The sequence below is a fragment of the Streptomyces cucumeris genome (assembly GCF_024295805.1).
Taxonomy (GTDB): domain Bacteria; phylum Actinomycetota; class Actinomycetes; order Streptomycetales; family Streptomycetaceae; genus Streptomyces; species Streptomyces cucumeris.
Genome location: NZ_JANCLX010000001.1, coordinates 433,402 through 452,321, shown reverse-complemented (window position 1 = coordinate 452,321; position 18,920 = coordinate 433,402). Strand labels below are relative to the sequence as shown.

15 protein-coding genes are annotated in these 18,920 nt (G+C 73.4%); 5 read left to right on the top strand and 10 right to left on the bottom strand.

What is annotated here, in order from left to right; translation table 11 throughout:
* Positions 1 to 49: 49 nt before the first annotated feature.
* Positions 50 to 1,648, bottom strand: a complete 1,599-nt coding sequence (locus tag NMK44_RS02125; RefSeq protein WP_254737531.1) for a hypothetical protein — start codon at positions 1,646 to 1,648, stop codon at positions 50 to 52.
* 161 nt (positions 1,649 to 1,809) lie between these two features.
* On the opposite strand from NMK44_RS02125, the gene NMK44_RS02120 reads away from it, so the two are divergent.
* Together NMK44_RS02120 and NMK44_RS02115 are read left to right on the top strand one after the other, a co-directional pair.
* Positions 1,810 to 2,253 (top strand): MarR family winged helix-turn-helix transcriptional regulator, encoded by a 444-nt coding sequence (locus NMK44_RS02120; protein WP_254737529.1) that lies wholly within the window; start codon positions 1,810 to 1,812, stop codon positions 2,251 to 2,253.
* A gap of 64 nt (positions 2,254 to 2,317) precedes the next feature.
* On the top strand, positions 2,318 to 2,872 hold the full coding sequence (locus NMK44_RS02115) for an isochorismatase family protein (RefSeq protein ID WP_254737527.1): 555 nt from the start codon (positions 2,318 to 2,320) through the stop codon (positions 2,870 to 2,872).
* 90 nt (positions 2,873 to 2,962) lie between these two features.
* Here NMK44_RS02115 and ggt read toward each other — a convergent pair whose 3' ends face one another.
* On the bottom strand, positions 2,963 to 4,762 hold the full coding sequence (gene ggt, locus NMK44_RS02110; protein WP_374215221.1) for a gamma-glutamyltransferase: 1,800 nt from the start codon (positions 4,760 to 4,762) through the stop codon (positions 2,963 to 2,965).
* A 230-nt stretch (positions 4,763 to 4,992) separates the two neighbouring features.
* Here ggt and NMK44_RS02105 point away from each other — a divergent pair, with 230 nt between their 5' ends.
* Positions 4,993 to 5,739 carry a hypothetical protein gene (locus tag NMK44_RS02105; RefSeq protein ID WP_254737523.1) on the top strand — a complete coding sequence of 249 codons (747 nt, stop codon included), beginning with the start codon at positions 4,993 to 4,995 and terminating at the stop codon, positions 5,737 to 5,739.
* A 227-nt stretch (positions 5,740 to 5,966) separates the two neighbouring features.
* Positions 5,967 to 7,571, top strand: a complete 1,605-nt coding sequence (locus NMK44_RS02100; RefSeq protein ID WP_254737521.1) for a CocE/NonD family hydrolase — start codon at positions 5,967 to 5,969, stop codon at positions 7,569 to 7,571.
* 40 nt (positions 7,572 to 7,611) lie between these two features.
* Here NMK44_RS02100 and NMK44_RS02095 read toward each other — a convergent pair whose 3' ends face one another.
* The 7 genes from NMK44_RS02095 to NMK44_RS02065 form a co-directional block, all read right to left on the bottom strand.
* Positions 7,612 to 8,469: an amino acid ABC transporter permease gene (locus tag NMK44_RS02095; RefSeq protein ID WP_254737519.1), complete on the bottom strand. Its 858-nt coding sequence runs from the start codon at positions 8,467 to 8,469 to the stop codon at positions 7,612 to 7,614.
* Positions 8,466 to 9,110, bottom strand: coding sequence for an amino acid ABC transporter permease (locus tag NMK44_RS02090; RefSeq protein WP_254737517.1), 645 nt, complete (start codon positions 9,108 to 9,110; stop codon positions 8,466 to 8,468). Before NMK44_RS02090 ends, NMK44_RS02095 begins: the two co-directional genes overlap by 4 nt.
* Before the next feature lie 9 nt (positions 9,111 to 9,119).
* A complete protein-coding gene (locus NMK44_RS02085) occupies positions 9,120 to 10,037 on the bottom strand; it encodes a glutamate ABC transporter substrate-binding protein (RefSeq protein ID WP_254737515.1) in 918 nt (305 codons plus the stop codon).
* 17 nt (positions 10,038 to 10,054) lie between these two features.
* Positions 10,055 to 10,783, bottom strand: a complete 729-nt coding sequence (locus tag NMK44_RS02080; protein ID WP_254737840.1) for an amino acid ABC transporter ATP-binding protein — start codon at positions 10,781 to 10,783, stop codon at positions 10,055 to 10,057.
* A gap of 146 nt (positions 10,784 to 10,929) precedes the next feature.
* Entirely contained in the window at positions 10,930 to 13,191 is a 2,262-nt protein-coding gene (locus NMK44_RS02075) for a protein kinase domain-containing protein (RefSeq protein WP_254737513.1), read from the bottom strand.
* Positions 13,192 to 13,267: 76 nt separating this feature from the next.
* Positions 13,268 to 15,604, bottom strand: coding sequence for a protein kinase domain-containing protein (locus NMK44_RS02070; RefSeq protein ID WP_254737511.1), 2,337 nt, complete (start codon positions 15,602 to 15,604; stop codon positions 13,268 to 13,270).
* A gap of 109 nt (positions 15,605 to 15,713) precedes the next feature.
* Positions 15,714 to 16,154, bottom strand: a complete 441-nt coding sequence (locus tag NMK44_RS02065) for a DUF6278 family protein (RefSeq protein ID WP_254737509.1) — start codon at positions 16,152 to 16,154, stop codon at positions 15,714 to 15,716.
* Between the two features lie 155 nt (positions 16,155 to 16,309).
* Here NMK44_RS02065 and NMK44_RS02060 point away from each other — a divergent pair, with 155 nt between their 5' ends.
* Positions 16,310 to 18,130, top strand: coding sequence for an SGNH/GDSL hydrolase family protein (locus NMK44_RS02060; RefSeq protein ID WP_254737507.1), 1,821 nt, complete (start codon positions 16,310 to 16,312; stop codon positions 18,128 to 18,130).
* 10 nt (positions 18,131 to 18,140) lie between these two features.
* Here the strand turns inward: NMK44_RS02060 and NMK44_RS02055 are convergent, their stop codons facing one another.
* A complete protein-coding gene (locus tag NMK44_RS02055; protein ID WP_254737505.1) occupies positions 18,141 to 18,920 on the bottom strand; it encodes an exodeoxyribonuclease III in 780 nt (259 codons plus the stop codon).

Here is an 18,920-nt window from a genome sequence, read left to right as displayed (position 1 = left end):
GCAATACCGCCGCCGTTACTCAATGAAGACATTCAGAGTTCGCGTCGCATCAGGCCAGACCGGCTGTACGCAGTGCTAGAGCGAGATCGTTACGGCTACTGGCGGACACCCGGTCCGCGGCGTCCAGGAGCAGCGGAACCAATGTGGCTGGATCCTCACCTGCCGCCCCCGCCGCCTCCTCCGGGCTGCGGGCCCGGAGCAACGCCCGCAGCAGCAGGTCCGCCTCATGTCCGGCACCCGCCGCGACCAGCGCGAGCGCGGTGTGCGCGGTCTCCGCGACCGGGCGGGCGACGCTCTGCCGCAGCAGCCGTTCGCCGTCGGCCTCCCGGCCCGCCCGCATCAGGGCCTCCGCGGCGGCGGCCAGGCGCGCGGGCGGAAGGCACGCCATCTCCCAGAGCAGCGTGGCCACATCCGCCCCGAGCCCGGCGCGCTCCAGCTCCGCGGCGAGCACCGGCAGCCGCGGGGCGGGCCAGGCGGCGGTCTCGCACAGCACCATATGCGCCTCACCGCCGCGCCCCTGCGCCCGCAGACTGCCGAGCCGGGTGACGGCCTCGGCGGCGGCGCGGTGTGCCTCACCGCGCCGGGCCGCCTCCCGTACGGCGCGGTGGGTCGCGCTCTCGTCCCGCCCTCCGCGGCGCCGGCGCCGGGGGCCACCCCCGTCGCCGTACGCCCCGGCGAACCGGGCTCCCCGGGGCGTCGCGGGGGCCTCAGCGGTGTCCACCGCCGGGGCGGGAGCGGGGTCCGGGTGCGGCGCCGCTCCCCCGCCCCCGTCACCGTCGTCGGCCTCGACCCCGGCGAAGCGCGCGCCGCGGGGACGCGAACGAGCAGCGGGGGTCGGATGTTCGAGGCCCGACTCCGGCGCAGCGCCCGGATCCCCGCCACCATCGGGCCGGAGCGTCTCCCGCTCGGGCCGCTCCGGGCTACGGCCACCGGGCTGAAGGTGGTCGGGACCGTACCCGTCCGCGGCACGGCCATCGGGCACGAGGTCATCGGGCAGCAGCCCCCGCTCGGGCCCGCCCGGACCGTGGCCACCGGACTGGAGGCGGTCGGAACCGTAACCGTCGGGCGCACGCCCATCCGAGCCCCGCTCACCTGACGGATAGCCACCGGCTCCGGTGCGGGCGGGGTCGTGCCCGTCGCCCGGGACGTCATCGAGGGCGGTGAGGCGGGCGCTCAGTTCCTCGCAGCGGGCCGTCGCGCGTTCCCGGTCGTCGCGCGCCCACGCGAGATCCGCGTTCAGGGCGTCCCGCGCAGCGGGGTCGGCGGCGGTGTGCAGGGTCTCCTGGAGGTGGCGCTCGCGTCCGGCCGCGCGGTGCTGTTCGCTCCGCATCGCCTCCAGCCGCTCCCGGAGCGCCGCGGCTCCGCCGACCTCGGTGTCGTAGACCCGGACCGATGCCCGGTAGAGGTCGGCCGCGCGGGCCGCCGCGTCCCGCGCCGCCTGCGGGCTGTCATGGACGGAGAGGTCCTGGAGCAGCGCCTGGACCACGTCCCAGGGTGGCACCTCATGGCCGTCCAGACACGCTTCCAGACCCTTCGGGTCGCGCCGCGCGAAGACGCCGTACCACCCCGCCCCCCGGTCCAGCCGCCGCGTCAGCGCCCGCAGGAAGTCCGCGAACTCACCGACCTCGGCGGGGAGTTGCCCGCCCACATCGCCACCCCTCTCCCCCTGACCGCCTTCACCCCCCTGGCCCGCATTCGACACCCCGCGTGTTACGGATCCGGTTACGGGCGTGCTACGGACGGTTTTCCTGCTCCGCACATGACAGCCAAACTTGCCAGTCCGGCTGTTGAAATCGTACGGTCGAACCCATGGCACCCCACCCGGAGACCCGCGCCCAGGAGCGCGTGGCCGCCGACCTCTCGGCCGTCGTCGGGCAACTGATGCGGCGGATGCGGGCGGCTTCACCGCTCGGTGAGCTGACCCCGTCCCAGCGCAGTGTGCTCAGCCGTCTGGACACCGGCGGTCCGGCCACCACCGCGGCCCTGGCCCGCGCTGAGCTGATCCGCCCCCAGTCGATGCGCGCGATCCTCGCCGCGCTGGAGGAGCGGGGGCTGGTCGAGCGCACCCCGCACCCCACCGACGGCCGGCAGATCGACTTCTCGGTCACCGAGGAGGGGCTGCGCGCGATCGCCGCCGTACGGCAGGCCAAGCAGAGCTGGCTGCTGGAGGCGATCGCCACCCGTCTCGACGCGGACGAGCGCCGCACCCTGGCCGAGGCCACCGCCTTGCTGAGACGACTGGTCGAGGAGTGACGCGAGCCCGGTCGACGGGATGCCGGACCCGTGGCTGATCCGCCCCTACCGCTCAGGAGCCCTGATGACCGCCACCACGCTCGACCCGGACACCGCCCTGGTCCTGGTCGACCTCCAGAAGGGCATCACCGCGCTGCCCACCGCGCACCCCGCCGCCGAGGTGGTGGAGCGGGCGGCCCGGCTGGCCGCCGCCTTCCGTGCGCGCGGACTGCCGGTGGTGCTGGTGCGGGTGGTGGCCGGGGCGCCGGGCCGTACCGAGTCGGGGCCCAGCCGCCCGGGGCCGCGGCCCGCGGACTTCGCCGAGCTCGCGCCCGGACTCGGGCGCACGGACGACGACATCGTGGTCACCAAGCACACCTGGGGCGCCTTCCACGGCACCGATCTCGACCTCCGGCTGCGCCGCCGCGGGGTGACCCAGGTGGTGCTGGGCGGGATCGCCACCAGCATCGGCGTGGAGTCGACCGCACGGGCCGCGTACGAGCACGGGTACCACGTGACCGTCGCGACCGACGCGGTGACCGACATGGATCCCGAGGCGCACCGCAACAGCGTCGAGCGGATCTTCCCGCGGCTCGGGGAGACCGGGACGGCCGACGAGCTCATCTCCCTGCTGGGCTGAGCCGGCCACGCCGGACCCGCCGGAACGTGCGGCCGGGCCGGTCCCCCGTGCGGGGGAGACCGGCCCGGTCGCGGTCAGCAGGGCGGTCCGTCAGCCGGGCCGGACCACCATCGCCGAGCCGCCGCCGCGTCGTTGCGTCTCGGCCGCGGCCAGCCACTTCCCGCCGGGCAGCCGCTGGACACCGGTCGCGGCGCCGATCTCCGGGTTCTGCTTGAAGGAGTGGCCGAGCGCCTCCAGTTCGGCGCGCTCGGCGCCGTTCCACAACCCCGGTTCCAGCTCGGTCTGGGCCGCGTTGCGCTGGCTGGCGCGTGGTGCGGCGATGGCGTCGACCAGCGGCATGCCCCGGTCGAGGTGGTTGAGCATCGTCTGCAGCACGGTGGTGATGATCGTCGCGCCGCCGGGTGAGCCGAGCGCCAGCACCGGCTTGTTGTCGTCGAGCACGATCGTCGGCGACATCGACGACCGGGGCCGCTTCCCCGGACCCGGCAGGTTGGGGTCGTGGACGGCCGGGTCGGCGGGTGCGAAGGAGAAGTCGGTCAGCTCGTTGTTGAGCAGGAAGCCGCGGTCCGGGACGGTGATCCCGCTGCCGCCGGTCTGCTCGATGGTGAGCGTGTAGGCGACGACGTTGCCCCACTTGTCGGCCGTCGTGAGGTGGGTGGTGTTCTCGCCCTCGTAGGTGGTGGGGGCGGCGTGGCCGCGGGTGTCACAGCTTCCGGGCTTCCCCGGGCGGGTCGGGTCGCCGGGCTTCACCGGGCTCTTGAGCACCGCGTCGGGCTTGATCAGGCAGGCCCGGGAGTCGGCGAACCGCTGGGAGGTCAGCCCCTTGGTGGGGACGTCCTCGGCGGCCGGGTCGCCGACCCAGCGTCCGCGGTCGGCGAAGGCGATCCGGCTGGCCTCGATATAGCGGTGGAGGTAGTCGCGGTTACTCAGCTTGGAGAGGTCGGTCCGCTCCAGGATGTTGAGCCCCTCGGCCACGCTGGTGCCGCCGGAGGACGAGGGCGCCATGCTGTAGACGTCCAGTCCGCGGTAGCCGGTGCGGGTGGGCGCCTGCTGCTTGGTGCGGTACTCCCGCAGGTCGCGCGCGGTCAGATCACCCGGGTGTACGGTGCGCTCCGCCTTGGGGTCCACCGGGGGCTTGCGCACGGTGTCGACGATGTCGCGGGCCAGCTCGCCCTTGTAGACCGCCCCGGTGCCCTTCTTCGCCAGCAGGGCGTAGGTGCGGGCGAGATCGGGGTTGGTGAAGGTGGAGCCGACCACCGGCAGCTTGCCGCCGGGCAGGAACAGCTCGGCCGAGGCCGGGAAGTCCTTGAAGCGGGCCTCGTTGTCGGCGGTCTGCTGGCGGAAGGTGGCGTCCACGGTGAAGCCGTCGCGGGCGAGCTGCTCGGCGGGCTTCAGCACCTGTCCCAGTGACCGGGTGCCCCATGTGTCGAGGGCGTCCTCCCAGGTGGCGGGGGTGCCGGGGGTGCCCACACTGAGCCCGCTGGTGACGGCGTCGGCGAACGGCAGCGGTTTGCCGTCCTCGCCGAGGAAGAGCTTCTCGTCGGCGCTGAGCGGCGCGGTCTCCCGGCCGTCCAGGGTGTGCACCTTGTGCGTCCTGGCGTCGTAGTAGACCAGGTACCCACCGCCGCCGACGCCCGCCGAGTACGGCTCGGTGACACCGAGGGCGGCGGCGGTCGCGACCGCCGCGTCCACCGCGTTCCCGCCGCGCCGCAGCACCTCGATCCCGGCCGCCGAGGCGTCCGGGTCCACGCTGGAGACCGCACCGCCGTAGCCCTGGGCCACCGGGGTCTTGGCGGGGGTGTCATGCCGGGCGGTGTCCGCCGGACCGGTCTGCGCCGCACCGGCCGGGGCGATGCCCAGCACGGCGGCCAGCGCCGCCGCCGCGGCCATCGCGGGCACCCGGCGGCGTGGGGGCGCGGCGCCGGACGTGGTCGACGGTGCGGCTGGTCGTGCGGCGGGCCCCATCCATACCTCCATGCGGACGACAGGGGCCGGAGCCTACCCGTGCGCGGTGTGATCACGACAGGGGTCGGACCGTCCCGGCCGGTCGGGACGGGAGTCGGGTTCCCCCGATCCCCGCCCTCGAACACCCACCCGGTTCGCCGCTACGATGCGCGGCCATGAATGACACCCTGCAGGACCTGATCGCCTCCGCGGCGGCCCTGGTCGTGGGCCTGGCCCTCGGCTGGGCCGTGCATTCGGCGCTGGTGCGCCGCAGGCGCACCCGCGAGCAGCGCTTCTTCGGCCTGCCGGACGGCTCGGAGTGCGTGCTGGTCACCCATCGGGACAGCACCTCGGCGCACTGGAGCATTCCGCGCCATGACGCCCTCGCGCTGCTCGGCCTGGCCTCCGTCGTGGAGAACTGCGGCGCCCATCCCGAGATCGCGCCGCATGACACCGGGTTGCAGGGGTTCGGCGCACGGACGGAGTTCTGCGTGGGCGATCCCACGGCGCACCGCAGGCTGGCCGCCCATCTGTCGAACCTGCTGCCCGGGGTGGCCGTGCACCCGGGCGATGAACCGGGCGCGGACCGCGGCACCTTCACCATCGGCGGCACCGCCTACCGCGCCGAACCGGGCGCGGTCGAGTACGTCCTGCTGGCCCGGCTGACGGCGGGTGAGGGCGGGCGTCCGGTCTTCCTGGCCGCCGGACAGCGCCCGGTGACCCATCGCGCGGCGGTGCGCCACCTGGTGCGCAACCGGTCCCGGCTGGCGCGGAAGTACGGCGCCCAGGGCTCGTTCTGCCTGCTGCTGAAGGTCGTCAACTCCCAGGCGTACGGCCCGGACGTGGTCGAGCTGGTCGCCGATGTCACCAAGGCCGCGGCCGCGGCGCCCGCGCGGTCGCACGCCGCGCCCAAGGAGGCGTGAGCGCACCCCGCTTCCACCGCGCGGCGCGGGGCCGGACCCGGACGGGGTCCGGCCCCTGGGCAGCGCCCCAAGCCGCTCCGGCCCCGGCAGCCGGGAGCGGCCTTTATCGTTACCCATGCGTAACTTACCGCGCTATTACCAGCGGTAAACACCCGGGTTACCGTCAGGTCACTTGAGCGCGTGCTCCCTTGAGCCCCCCACGGCCTTTTTCCCCACAGGAGCGACAAGTGACCCCTGCCCGTACCTCCCTGCGCACGGCGGCGATCACCGCCGTATCGGCAACCGTGCTGGCCGGTGCCGCCCTCGGCCCCGGCGCCGTGGCACCGGCCGCCGCGGCGGCGCCCACGAGCGCCGTCAGCGCGGCCGCCTCCCCGGCGTCCGTGCGTTTCGTCGACATTCCCGGCGACGGCGGCGTGCAGCTCGCCGCCAATGTGGTCGCCCCGGCCGACGCCGGTGCCGGGCACCGCTATCCGCTGGTCGTGCTGCCCACGAGCTGGGCCATGCCCCAGGTCGAATATCTCGCCCAGGCCAAGAAGCTGGCCGACTCCGGCTATGTGGTGGTCAGTTACAACCCCCGGGGCTTCTGGCAGTCCGGCGGACGCGTCGAGACGGCCGGGCCGCCCGATGTCGCCGACGCCTCCAAGGTCATCGACTGGGCGCTGGACCACACCGCCGCCGACCCCGGCCACATCGGCATGGCCGGGGTCTCCTACGGCGCCGGGATCAGCCTGCTCGCCTCGGCGTTCGACCCGCGGGTGAAGGCCGTGGTGGCGATGAGCGGCTGGGCGGATCTGATCGACTCCATCTACAGCGGCCGCACCCAGCACCGTCAGGCCGCCGGTCTGCTGGGCGGGTTGGGAACCCTGACCGGCCGGCCGAGCGAGGAGATGAAGGAGATCCTCAAGGACTTCCTCGGCTCCAACCTGGCCAAGGAACAGGACATGATCGAGTGGGGGCGCAAACGCTCCCCCGCCACCTACCTCGACCGCATCAACACCAACGGCACGGCCGTGATGCTGGGCAACGCCTGGGGGGACTCCATCTTCCCGCCCAACAGCTACGCCCGCTTCTACGACAAGCTCAGCGTGCCCAAGCGTCTTGAGCTGCGGCCCGGGGACCATGCGACCCCCGAACTCACCGGGCTGCTGGGGGTGCCCAATGACACCTGGGACCACTCCCGCCGCTGGCTGGACCGCTACCTCAAGGGCGACCGGAACGGCATCGACAGCGAACAGCCGGTACAGCTCGCCTCCCGGACCAAGGACGGCTACGAGGGCTATCCGAGCTGGTCGGCCGTGCCCGGTGACCACCGCCGGATCGCCCTGGACCGCACCGAGCGGATCAGCGCCGACCACAACTCCGGCGCCGACGGCGGTACGGCGATCCTCAGCGGTGTGCTGGACCAGTTCCTCAGGCTGCCGCCGCTGGCCTCGATCCCGCTGCTGCCCCGCTCCTTCGCCGCCGTCTGGCAGAGCGAGCGCTACGCCACCGAACAGCGCATCCGCGGGAACGTCACCCTGCACACCACGATGACCAGCAACAAGTCCAGCGGTACGGCGGTGGCGTACCTCTACGACGTCGGCGCGCTCGGTATCGGCAAGCTGATCACCCACGCCCCGGTCACCTTCCACGACCGCACCCCGGGGACGCCGTTCGGCGTGGACCTGGAGCTGTTCTCGACCGCCTACGACCTCCCCGCCGGGCACCGGCTGGCCCTGGTCGTCGACGCCAAGGACCCGCTCTACAACGAGCACAACCCGGACGGGGCGCGGCTCACCTTCTCCTCGCCCGCGGACGATCCGTCCGCGCTGTCGGTGCCGGTCCGCGACTGAAGCGGACGGGCCCGGCCCGTTCACCGCCTCCGCCCCCGTGTCAGGTGCGGGTGTCACCCGGCATGGGGGCGGCCGGTTCGGCGGCGGCGACGGTCATCTGACCGGTCTTCACACTGCGCCGCTCCCGCTTCGCCACCCAGTTGGCGAACCACGACAGCAGCATGCACATCCCGATGTAGATCGGTGAGATCACCATCACCACCGGGATGAACGGGAGGTCGTAGTCGAGATTGGACGCGATGAGCTTCCCGGCGTGCAGGAACTCCTCGTAGGTGATGAGGAAGCCGAGCGAGGTGTCCTTCAGCGCCACCACCAACTGGCTGATGATGGCGGGCAGCATCGCCCGTACGCCCTGCGGCACCAGGACGTACGTCATCACCGCCGTCTTCCGCATGCCCAGCGAGTACGCAGCCTCGCGCTGACCGCGGTCCACCGCGTTCACCCCGGCGCGGAACACCTCGGCCAGCACCGAGCCGTTGTACAGCGTCAGCCCGGTGACCAGCGCGGGCAGGGGCTGCACCTTCAGCGCGACGAACACGAAGAAGATCATCACCAGTACCGGCATCGCCCGGAAGAACTCCACCACCAGCGTGGACAGCCAGCGCACCGGCCGGTGCTCGGAGAGCCGTCCGGCGGCCAGCACCGCGCCGAGCACCAGCGAGAACACCGCGGCCAGCGCGAACGCCTTGAGGGTGTTGGCGAGCCCGCGCAGCAGCAGCTCCTGGATGCCCTTGTACGTGAAGGGCGCCCATTTCTCGGCCGCGAACTGCCCGGTGTCCACCAGGAGGTAGACCACCCAGGCGATCAGCGCCAGCAGCACGGCCGTCGCCGCGACCCCGTAGATCCGGTGGCGGCGCCGGGTGCGCGGCCCGGCCACGTCGTAGAGGGCGGTGGTCATCGCGGCACTCCCCAGCGCTTCTCCAGGACGGCGAAGATCGCGCTGATGGCCAGCGTCACGATCAGATAGCCGACGGCGATCCAGATGAAGGTCCAGATGATGCTGTAGCCCATCTCGTTGAGGGGCTTGTAGGTGCCGAGCAACTCGGTGACGCTGAACGACCCGGCGATGGCGGAGTTCTTGGCGAGCGCGATCAGGGTCGAGCCGATCGGCGGGATGACCGAGCGGAACGCCTGCGGCAGCACCACCGCGCCCAGCGTCTGCTCGAATGTCATCCCGAGGCTGCGCGCCGCCTCGCCCTGTCCCACCGGCACCGTATTGATGCCCGAGCGCACCGCCTCACAGATGAACGCCGAGGTGTAGCAGCCCAGCGCCAGCACCGCGAAGGTGGTGAACGGCAGTACCAGGCCGAACCGCGGCAGCCCCAGCATCACCGCGAAGAACAGCAGCGTCAGCGGGGTGTTGCGCAGCACCGTCACCCACGCGGTGCCGAACGCCCGCAGCGAGGCCACCGGCGCCACCCGGAACGCCGCCATCAGGATGCCCACGGCCAGGGCGAGCAGGGACGCGTACACGGTCAGCTCGACCGTGCCCAGGAACCCCTTGCCGTAGAGGGAGAAGTTGTCGGTGAGCACATCCATGCGGCGGCCTCAGCGCGTCTGGTAGCGGTCGATGGGCGGCGGTTTGGGCGCGGGCACCCCGGACAGCCCGAGGGTCGCGTTGTACGCCCTCTTCCAGTCCCCGTTGCGCTCGTGGGCCAGCAGGGCGTCGTCCAGCGCGAAGCGCAGCGCGTTGTCATGGCGGGGCACGCCGATGCCGTACGGCTCCCTGGAGAACGGTTTGCCCACCACCTTCAGCTCGTCCGGGACCTTGGCCGCGTAGCCGAGCAGGATCACGTTGTCCGTGGTGACCGCGTCGACCTGGTAGCTCAGCAGGTTGTCCACACAGACCGAGTAGGTGTCGTAGGCCACCGCACGCGCCTTGGGGTAGTCGGACTGGATCCGCTGGAGCGGGGTCGAACCGGCCACCGAGCACACCGTCTTGCCCGCGAGGTCCTGCGGACCGTGGATGTCGTCCTCGTCCGCGCGCACCAGCAGCGACTGGCCCGCCATGTAGTACGGCCCGGCGAAGCCGACCTGGCGCTTGCGCAGCGGATTGATGGTGTAGGTGCCGACGTAGTAGTCGATCTGGCCGTTCTGGAGCGCGGTCTCCCGGTTGGCGGAGGCGATGGTCCGGAACCGGATGGTGCTGGGCTGGAACCCCAGCGACGCGGCCATCATCTTGGCGATCTCGATGTCGAAACCGGAGTAGCGGCCGGTGGCCGGGTCCTTCTCGCCCAGATAGGGCTGGTCCTCCTTGACCCCCACGGTGAGGTGGCCGCGCCGCTCGGCCCGCCGCCAGGTGGGCGACTCCGGCAGCCGGAAGCCGGTGTCCACCTTGTAGGTGGGCAACTCCTCGGCCTGGGGACCCTTGACGGGCGGGCTGCCCTCCTTGCCGCATCCGGCCGCCGCCGGAAGCAGGGCGAGGGCCAGGGCCAGCGCGGTGATCGCCCGGCGGATGCGCCTCATGTCCGTCACCACCCGGCTCAGTGCTTGAGGATCTTGGAGAGGAAGTCCCGGGCCCGCTCGGTCGCCGGGGCGCTGAAGAACTCCTCCGGGATGCGGTCCTCCACGATCCGGCCGTCGGCCATGAAGACCACCCGGTTCGCCGCGGAGCGCGCGAAGCCCATCTCGTGGGTGACGACGACCATCGTCATCCCGTCCCGGGCGAGCTGCTGCATGACCTCCAGCACCTCGTTGATCATCTCCGGGTCGAGCGCCGAGGTCGGCTCGTCGAAGAGCATCACCTTCGGGTCCATGGCCAGCGCCCGGGCGATCGCCACCCGCTGCTGCTGGCCGCCGGAGAGCTGCGCCGGGTACTTGGGCGCCTGGTCCGCGAGCCCGACCCGCTCCAGCAACTCCCGTGCCCGCTGCTCGGATTCCCGCTTGGCGCGCTTGCGCACCTTCTGCTGGCCGAGCATCACATTGTCCAGCACGGTCCGGTGCGCGAAGAGGTTGAACGACTGGAAGACCATACCGACCTCGGCCCGCAGCCGTGCCAGCTCCTTGCCCTCCTCGGGCAGCGGCCGGCCGTCCACGGCGATGGAGCCGGACTGGATCGTCTCCAGCCGGTTGATGGTCCGGCACAGCGTGGACTTCCCGGAGCCGGAGGGTCCGATGACCACCACGACCTCACCGCGGCCGACGGTGAGGTCGATGTCCTGGAGCACATGGAGCGCGCCGAAGTACTTGTTGACCTCACGCATCTCGATCAGCGGTTCGCCGACGGCCATACCCGGCCCCACCCACTTTCGCCTGTGTCGCGTCAGCGCAAGCTATCCAGACAAAAGCGGCACATCGCAGAGGACACGCATACCGGGGAGTGGATACCCCCCGATCGAGAGCGGGCCGGGGCGACGGCTCAGGGCATCGCGCCGGAGACCACCGTGCCGTCGTCGAAGACGAGGTACAGCACACCGCCGTCACCGAGCACCAGGGGCGGGATCCACTCGGAGGGGTCCTTCACGACCGGCCAGCCCGGATAGCGGACCGACTTCCCGGAAGGCCGTCCGTCGGCGCCGGAGAAGGGCCGCAGACCCCTGTGGTCGACGGAGAGGAAGCCGTCGCCGTGGACCGGCACCGTCACCTCCCCGGTGCCGCTCGGCCTGGTCCAGCGCGTCCCTTTGGTGAGCAGGTCGACACCGCGCAGCGTCATGGTGCCGTCGGTCCCGGTGATACGGGTGACGGCCGTCCGGCCGGTGCCCGCGGTCACCATGCCGCCCGGCAGCGTGGACAGCGTCTTGAGGGTGCGGGGGTCGCGCACGGTGGTGGTGTTCTCGGCGGTGTCGCAGTAGACACGCCCTGCGCGCACCACCAGCGGGAGACAGGGCGGCGCCTCGCCCGTCGCCTCCCCGTCGGCGGTGTCCAGCGCGACCCCACGGGTGTCCCCCTGGACGTACAGCCGGTCCCCCACCAGCTCCATGCTCTGCGGGAAGACGCTTCGGTGGACCTTCTCCCAGAGCCGGTGTCCGCTGGACGCCCGGTAGGCGCGGAAGAGCATGCTGGAGCTGGTGCCCACACCCGCCGGTCCGCCGTAGACGATGTACACCACACCGTCCGCGGCCGCCGCCCGCGTGGGGACGTACCCCGCGGCACCCGGCCAGTGGGACACCGGCTTGCCGGTGCCGAGACGCAGGCCCACGACGCCGTCGCCCTCCGCGGCGTAGACGACGTCGCCGCCGATCGCGGGGAAGAACTCACCGGCGCTCTGGTCGTTGCGCCCGCCCTCGTCGTGATAGCGCCAGACCCGTTTGCCGGTGGCCGCCTTCCGTACCTCGACTCCGCCGGGGACACCGCACATCAGATAGGCGTCCGCCAACTGGCAGGCGGACGGGGTGCCGTCCGGCAGCCGGGCGTGCCAGGGCTTCCAGCCCGCGGGCCGCCGCTTCCGGTCATCGGCGTGGGGCCCCAGCCCCACGGCCCGGGCGCCGATGTCCGTACGCCCGGTCACCACCGGTCCCGCGGCGACCGGGGCGGGGGCGGCCGCGTCCGAAGCCGTCTCGTCGCCGTCCCACGGACCGGGGAGCAGCGTGGTGATCAGCAGCCCGGCCGTCAGCGCCGCCGCCCCGGCCAGGGCGAGGACCAGGGAGCGCGGGCGCCGCCGTCCGTCCGGGGCGGACGGCGCCGGTGCCACGGCGGGCGGGGTGGGCCCGGGCGACGGGGGCGGTGCCGACTCCAGCACCCGGCGCACCTGAGCGTCATGGGAACCGATGAGCCCGGAGATCCCCTCGGGCCATGGGAAGGGCCCGGTCCTGCGGGTCTCCCGTCCCGGCCTGCCGTTGGCCGCCGCCTCGGGGTCGAAGGAGCGCAGCAGCGCGTCCGGGGTCGGCCGCGCGCCGGGGTCCCGGTCCAGGCAGGCCGCGACGGCCTCGCGCAACTCGTCCGGTACGCCGTCGAGATCGGCCTCACCGCGGGTGACGCGGTGGATGACGGCGGCCAGTTCCTCGTCGTGGAACGGTCCCGAGCCGCGGGCGGCGAAGCACAGCAGCGCGCCGAGGGCGAAGACATCGGCGGCCGCCGTCACCGGCCCGTCGGTCATGAGCTGTTCCGGGGCCATGAAGCCCGGTGAGCCGATCATCGTGCCGACCCCGGTCAGCGCGGTGGCGTCGTACGCCTGCGCGATACCGAAGTCGATGATCCGGGGCCCGTCGGCCGTCAGGAGGACGTTGGCGGGCTTGAGGTCGCGGTGCAGCACCCGTGCGCCGTGGATCGTCCGCAGTCCGCGGGCCAGGTCCGCGCCCAGGGCGCGGACGGCGGCCGCCGGGAGGGGACCGCACCGGGTCACCGCCTCGTGCAGCGAGGGGCCGACGATGTACTCGGTGGCCAGCCAGGGCGGGGTCGCGGCGGGGTCCGCGTCCACCAGCGCCACGGTGTGGGGGCCGCGGACCGCCCGGGCCGCCTCCACCTCGCGGCGGAAGCGGATGCCGAACTCCCGGTCATCCGCCCGGTCCTGGCGCAGCGTCTTGACCGCGACCAGCGAGCTCAGCAGCTCACCGGGCGGGCGATGCGGAACGTCCTGAGGTAAGGCCAGGTACACCGTTCCCATACCGCCCGAACCCAGTGCGGCCAGCGGCCGGTACGGGCCGATCCGGCGCGGGGCGTACTCGTCGAGGGGTCGCAGCACCGCTCCCTCGTCTCCTCTCGTGGTGGTCCAGTGGTCGTGGTGGTCCCGCGGATCGCGCGGGTGGCCGGCGTTGGTGTCAGGGCAGGTCGAGCGAGCGGACCGTGCCGTCGTAGTAGACGAGGACGACGGTTCCCCCGGCCGACAGCAGCTCCGGCGCCCGCACCGCCTTCCCCACGTTCCCGGTGGCCGGGGCGGAGCGGATACCGGGCGCGCCCTTCACCGAGGTCCGGTGCGCGGGGCCGTCCCACGGCAGGGTGTACAGCGCGGCGTTGTCGGCGTAGACGGCGGTGTTCCCGATGAACACGCCCGCGGAGACGGCCGCCCGCTGTCCGCCGGGCGTACGGGCCACCGGGCCGACCCGGAGCGTCGTGCCGTCCATCCGGCGCAGCAGCACCGCGTCGCCTTCCGTGGTCAGCGCGCCACGGCTGCCCAGCGCGCCCACCGAGCCCCGTGCCGGGGGCACCCCGGGATAGACCGGATCGTCCGGGTGGTCGACCCGCTCCAGGGTGCGGGCGTCCAGGGCGGCGACGCCCTCGTGCCCGCCCGGGCACAGCACCTCACCGCCGCTCAGCCGCGCTCCCCGGCACCGCTCCGCGGCCGTCTCCGAGACGGCTTCCCGCTTCCCGGTACCGGCGTCATACGCCGTCAGACGGTCCGGGCCCAGCACATAGACCAGACCGGTGCCGAACGCCTGGACGCCGACGGGGGTCCCGGACGCCGCCGCGCCGTCCCGCGCGGGGAGGGCGCGGGACCACAGCCGGTGGCCGCCGCGGACGTCGTACGCCAGAACCTCGGAACCGCCGTCGTTCCCGGTGGCCGTGAGGAAGACCCGCCCGTCGGCCGCGAGGATCCGTCCGCGGTCTCCCCCGCGGCCCGCGATCCGCCGCTCCCAGCGGACCGAGCCGTCCCGGACGTCGCGGGCGCGCAGCCGCCCGGACTCGGCCGAGACCACCAGCCCGCCGACGACCACCGGATGGGCGCCGTCGCCCCGGACGTCGTGCGCGGGCCGCTCGCCCGGGTGCTCCCGGTCGGTCCGCCACCGGCGCGCACCGGACGCGGCGTCGAGGGCCTGGAGCGTTCCGTCCGCGAGGCGGCACACCAGCAGTCGGCGGTCCAGCGCGCAGGCCACCGGTGTGTCCGCCAGCCGGGCCGCCCAGCTCCGCCAGCCCTCCGGTCGCCGGGCGCCGCTCGGGGAGAAGGTCCGGTTGCGGTCCGGGCCGCCGTACGCGTCCACCGAGACCGAAGTGGTGTCGGCCGCCGCGCCGTTCGCCCCGGTCCGCGCTCCGGCGCCGCCCGGGTCGAGGGCGCGGATCCCCAAGACCGCCAGGGCGGTGGCGGCCAGCACCGCCGCGCCGGTCAGCACCCGCCGTCGGCGCGGCATACCGTCCCCGCCCGTCCGCGGCGGCCGGGGCACCGCACCGGCCTCGGTCGGCGCACCGTGCACGGCGGACGCGCCGGACGGGGGCTCCGGACCGAACGCGGGCTCCGCGGCGGCCCGTTCGAGGGTGCGTCGCAGCTCCCCTTCCCGCTCGGCGATCAGTGCCTGGACCGGAGCGGGCCAGGGAGGGCGCGCGACGGCACCCACGGGGGTCCCGGCCGCGAACCGCCGCTCCAGCTCGGCGGTGTCAGGCCGGGCCGTGGGATCGGGGTGCAGACAGTCGGTCAGCAGTTCGCGCAGCCAGCCGGGGACACGGGAGAGATCCGCCTCGGCTTCCGCGATGCGGAACAGCACCAGGGCCATCGGCCCGTCACCGTCGCCGAACAGCCCCTCGCCGGTGGCGGCGTAGCACAGCAGTGTGGCGAGGCAGAAGATGTCCGAGGCCGCGACGATATGGCGGCTGCCCCTGACATGCTCGGGCGACATGAAGCCCGGTGAGCCGACCACGGCTCCGGCGACGGTCATGGTGGCGGCGCCGAAGGCCCGGGCGATACCGAAGTCGATGACCTTGGGTCCGCCGTCCGCCAGCAGCACGTTCCCGGGCTTCAGATCCCGGTGCAGGACACGGGCGTGGTGGATGCTGCGCAGGGCGCGGACGAGGTCCAGGCCGAGGGCCCGGACGTTCTCGGGCGGCAGCGGGCCGGATCGGAACACGGTCCGGTCGAGGGCGGGTCCCGGTATGTACTCGGTGGCCATCCACGGGGTGTCGGCCTCGGCGTCGCCACCCAGCAGCCGTGCGGTGTAACGGCCCTCCACCGCCTGGGCCGCGGCGATCTCGCGCCGGAAGCGTCCGCGGAAGTCCCGGTCGGGGTCGGGGTCGGCGGTGCCTTCCGCGACGAGGTCGGGCCGGATCGTCTTCACCGCGGCCGGCCGGCCCTCGGGGTCGACCCCGAGGAACACCTCGCCCATGCCGCCCGCGCCGAGGCGGGTGAGCAGCCGGTAGGGCCCGATGGCCCGGAGCGAAGGCTGGGACACCCCTCCCCGCACGTCCTGACCCCCCTCTGCCACAGCGCGTCCACAGATTACCCGTTGGGGCGACCGTGACCGCTCGCCGACTCACGGGTGACCGTGACCCGCCGTCGGGCTATGTCTCGGCGGCCTCTGCGTAGAGCTGGGAGAGTTCCGGGGCGCCGTCGACGGCCCATTGGTGACCGGCCTGGACGACGTCGACCTCACGGCCCGAACCGAGTCTGACGACGGGTCGGCCGCTGGGCCAGACCTGCCAGACGGCGCCGGGGACGGTGCGGATGATGACCGTGCCGAGGTAGAGCCCGGCGTCGTTGCCGAGCCAGGTCAGTTCCTCGGGGTCGTCCCGCCAGCGCGGGAGGAGCTGGTCGAGTTCCTCCAACGAGGCGGCGGAATCGTCAAGTCCGATCCCGGCGGTGGCGGCCCGGGCGCGCAGCAGTTCGCATTCGGAGAGCAGTTGCGCGACCCCCTGGGGATCCTCCTCCTGGGCGCCCATCAGCGCCGTGGCGGAGGCCGGGCCGTGCCGCTTGCGCCAGTTGTCCAAGAAGGGGATGTTCATACCACTCAGCGTCGCATCCGGCGCACGGGCGCACCACAGGGCGCGCGGTATGGCTCGTGACCCGATGATTGTCTTGACGCCATCCATCCGCCTCTCTACGTTCTTCCCGCACCTGTCGGATCAGCAGTCGGGGTTGGTTGCGAGAGGGGACACGTATGCGCCTGGGCAGACGGTGGACGGCAGCCGGGATCATCGCGGGAGGTGTCGCCTTCGCCCTTCCGGCATCGGCCGTACCGGCCCTGGCCGGGACCGCCACCCGGACCGCGCCGCCCGAGCCGCTCCCCCTGGAGCGGCTTTTCGACAACCGGGGGGTCAGCGAGGACTCCCGGCCCGGGGACGCGGACCTCGACGGTTCGGGCAACTCGCTGTCCGCGGGGGATCTGAGGGCCGCCGGGTGGACGCCGGGGCGGGTGCTCGATCTGGACGGGGCACGGCTGACCTGGCCGCGGGGCGCGGGAGCGCGGCCGGACAACGTGGTCGCCGACGGGCAGGCGGTACGGCTGCGCGGCCGGGGCGAGGCGCTCACCTTCCTCGTGGCGGGCAGCGCGCCGGAGGGATCCGGCGCCGGGGTGAGCGGCACCGGGACGGTGCGCTACCGCGACGGGTCGAGCGGGACGTACACCCTCACCGCGCCGGACTGGCGCGCCGGTTCCGCGGCCACCAAGGCGGTCGGCCTCCCGCACATCAACGGCGCGGGCGGACAGCGGACGGAGCCCGCCCGGCTGTACGCGGTGACGGTGCCGGTGGCCCGGGGCCGGGAGATCGCGTCGGTGGTGCTGCCCCGGGATCCTGGGCCGGGCGCCGATCTGCATGTGTTCGCCGCGACGCTGCGGCGGTCCGCGCCGGGCTGGACCGGTAGCTGGGGAGCGAGCACCGCCGGGTACACCAAGGTCGGACCGTGGACGGACCAGACGCTGCGGCTGGTGGTGCACACCAGCGCGGGCGGGCCGCGGGCCAGGATCCGGCTGGCGAACACCTTCGCGGCGGCGCCGGTCGGGATCGGCCGGGCCACCGTCGCCGTACAGGGGAACGGGGCGGCGGCGCACGGTACGCCGGTGCCGCTGACGTTCGGCGGACGGCGGGGCGCCGCGATTCCGGCGGGAGCGCAGCTGGTCAGCGACCCGGTGGACTTCCGCGTCCCTGCGGACACCAATCTGCTGGTGAGCGTGCATCTGCCGGGTCCGGTCAGCGCGGCGCCGGTGCACACCCAGGCCACCCAGCGCTCGTATCTGAGTGCGCCCGGCAGCGGGGACCGCACCGGGGACACCGGCGCGGACGCCTACACCGGCACCCTGACCACCTGGCCGTTCCTCACCGGTGTGGAGGTGACGGGCGGGCCGGGCACGGTGGTGGCGCTGGGCGACTCGATCACCGACGGCACCAACTCCACGGCCGACGCCAACCGCCGCTGGCCGGATGTCCTGGCCCGGCGGCTGCGGGCGCAGTCCGAGGTGCCCGCGTACGGGGTGGTCAACAGCGGAATCTCGGCGAACCGCGTGGTCACCGATGTGTATACCGGCGACGGGGTCTCCACGGTGACCAGCGGGGTGAGTGCGCTGAGCCGGCTGGAGCGGGACGCGCTCGCCCGGACCGGGGCCCGGACCGTGGTGGTCTTCCAGGGCATCAACGACCTGCGCTGGGGCACCTCGGCGCAGGATGTCATCGCCGGGCTGCGGACCCTCGCGGCGCGCGCCCATGCGCGCGGGCTGCGGGTCGTGGGGGCGACGATCGCGCCGTGCGAGGGCGAGGCGCGCTGCACGGCGGACGCCGACGCACGCCGTCAGGTGGTCAACGCGTTCCTGCGGGACAGCGGCGGGGTGTTCGACGCGGTGCTGGACTTCGATGCGGTGGTGCGGGATCCGCAGCACCCGGCGCGGATCCTCCCGGCATACGACAGCGGTGACCATCTGCACCCCGGGGACGCCGGGTTGCGGGCGATGGCCGAGTCGATCGACCTGCGGACCCTGACGGGGTGACCCCTCGGTCTCAGACCTCCAGGTCGACCACGACCGGGGCGTGGTCGGAGGCGCCCTTGCCCTTGCGCTCCTCACGGTCCACATAGGCGTCGCCCACGGCCTTGGCGAACGGCTCGTTGCCGTAGACCAGGTCGATCCGCATGCCCCGGTTCTTGGGGAAGCCCAGCTCGCGGTAGTCCCAGTAGGTGAAGGGGCGGTCGTACTTCAGCGGGCGCGGCACCACATCGGACAGACCGGTGCCGCGCAGCGCGGCCAGGGCGTCCCGCTCGAGGTCGGTGACATGGGTGAGGCCGTCGAAGGCGGCCCGGTCCCAGACGTCCTCGTCAGCGGGCGCCACGTTGAAGTCGCCGAGGACGGCGAAGGGGCGGTCACCGGCGGCGTCCTCGGTGACCGTGGAGCGCAGCGCCTCCAGCCAGGCCAGCTTGTAGTCGTAGTGCGGGTGGCCGATCTCCCGGCCGTTGGGCACATAGACCGACCAGACGCGGACGCCGCCGCAGGTGGCCGCTATGGCGCGCGGCTCCTGCCCGCCGTCGTAGTCCGGGCCGCCGGGCAGACCGACGGTGATCTCGCCGAGCCCCACCCGGGAGAGCAGCGCCACCCCGTTCCACCGGCCGGTGGCGTTGACCGCGGACTCGTAGCCCAGCTCACGCAGCGGCTCGTAGGGGAAGGCGGACTCGGCGCACTTCGTCTCCTGGACGCACAGCACGTCCGTACCGCTGCTCTCCAGCCAGGCGAGCAGCCGCGGCAGCCGGGCGGTGATCGAATTGACGTTCCAGGTCGCGATGCGCAT

What these genes read in the sequence shown, in the direction of transcription:
- NMK44_RS02115 (WP_254737527.1), top strand. Translation starts at nt 2,318, where the DNA reads ATGACCGCCACCACGCTCGACCCGGACACCGCCCTGGTCCTGGTCGAC.
- NMK44_RS02055 (WP_254737505.1), bottom strand. Translation starts at nt 18,920, where the DNA reads ATGCGCATCGCGACCTGGAACGTCAATTCGATCACCGCCCGGCTGCCG.
- ggt (WP_374215221.1), bottom strand. Translation starts at nt 4,762, where the DNA reads ATGGCCGCGGCGGCGGCGCTGGCCGCCGTGCTGGGCATCGCCCCGGCC.
- NMK44_RS02095 (WP_254737519.1), bottom strand. Translation starts at nt 8,469, where the DNA reads ATGACCACCGCCCTCTACGACGTGGCCGGGCCGCGCACCCGGCGCCGC.
- NMK44_RS02060 (WP_254737507.1), top strand. Translation starts at nt 16,310, where the DNA reads ATGCGCCTGGGCAGACGGTGGACGGCAGCCGGGATCATCGCGGGAGGT.
- NMK44_RS02090 (WP_254737517.1), bottom strand. Translation starts at nt 9,110, where the DNA reads ATGGATGTGCTCACCGACAACTTCTCCCTCTACGGCAAGGGGTTCCTG.
- NMK44_RS02120 (WP_254737529.1), top strand. Translation starts at nt 1,810, where the DNA reads ATGGCACCCCACCCGGAGACCCGCGCCCAGGAGCGCGTGGCCGCCGAC.
- NMK44_RS02065 (WP_254737509.1), bottom strand. Translation starts at nt 16,154, where the DNA reads ATGAACATCCCCTTCTTGGACAACTGGCGCAAGCGGCACGGCCCGGCC.
- NMK44_RS02085 (WP_254737515.1), bottom strand. Translation starts at nt 10,037, where the DNA reads ATGAGGCGCATCCGCCGGGCGATCACCGCGCTGGCCCTGGCCCTCGCC.
- NMK44_RS02105 (WP_254737523.1), top strand. Translation starts at nt 4,993, where the DNA reads ATGAATGACACCCTGCAGGACCTGATCGCCTCCGCGGCGGCCCTGGTC.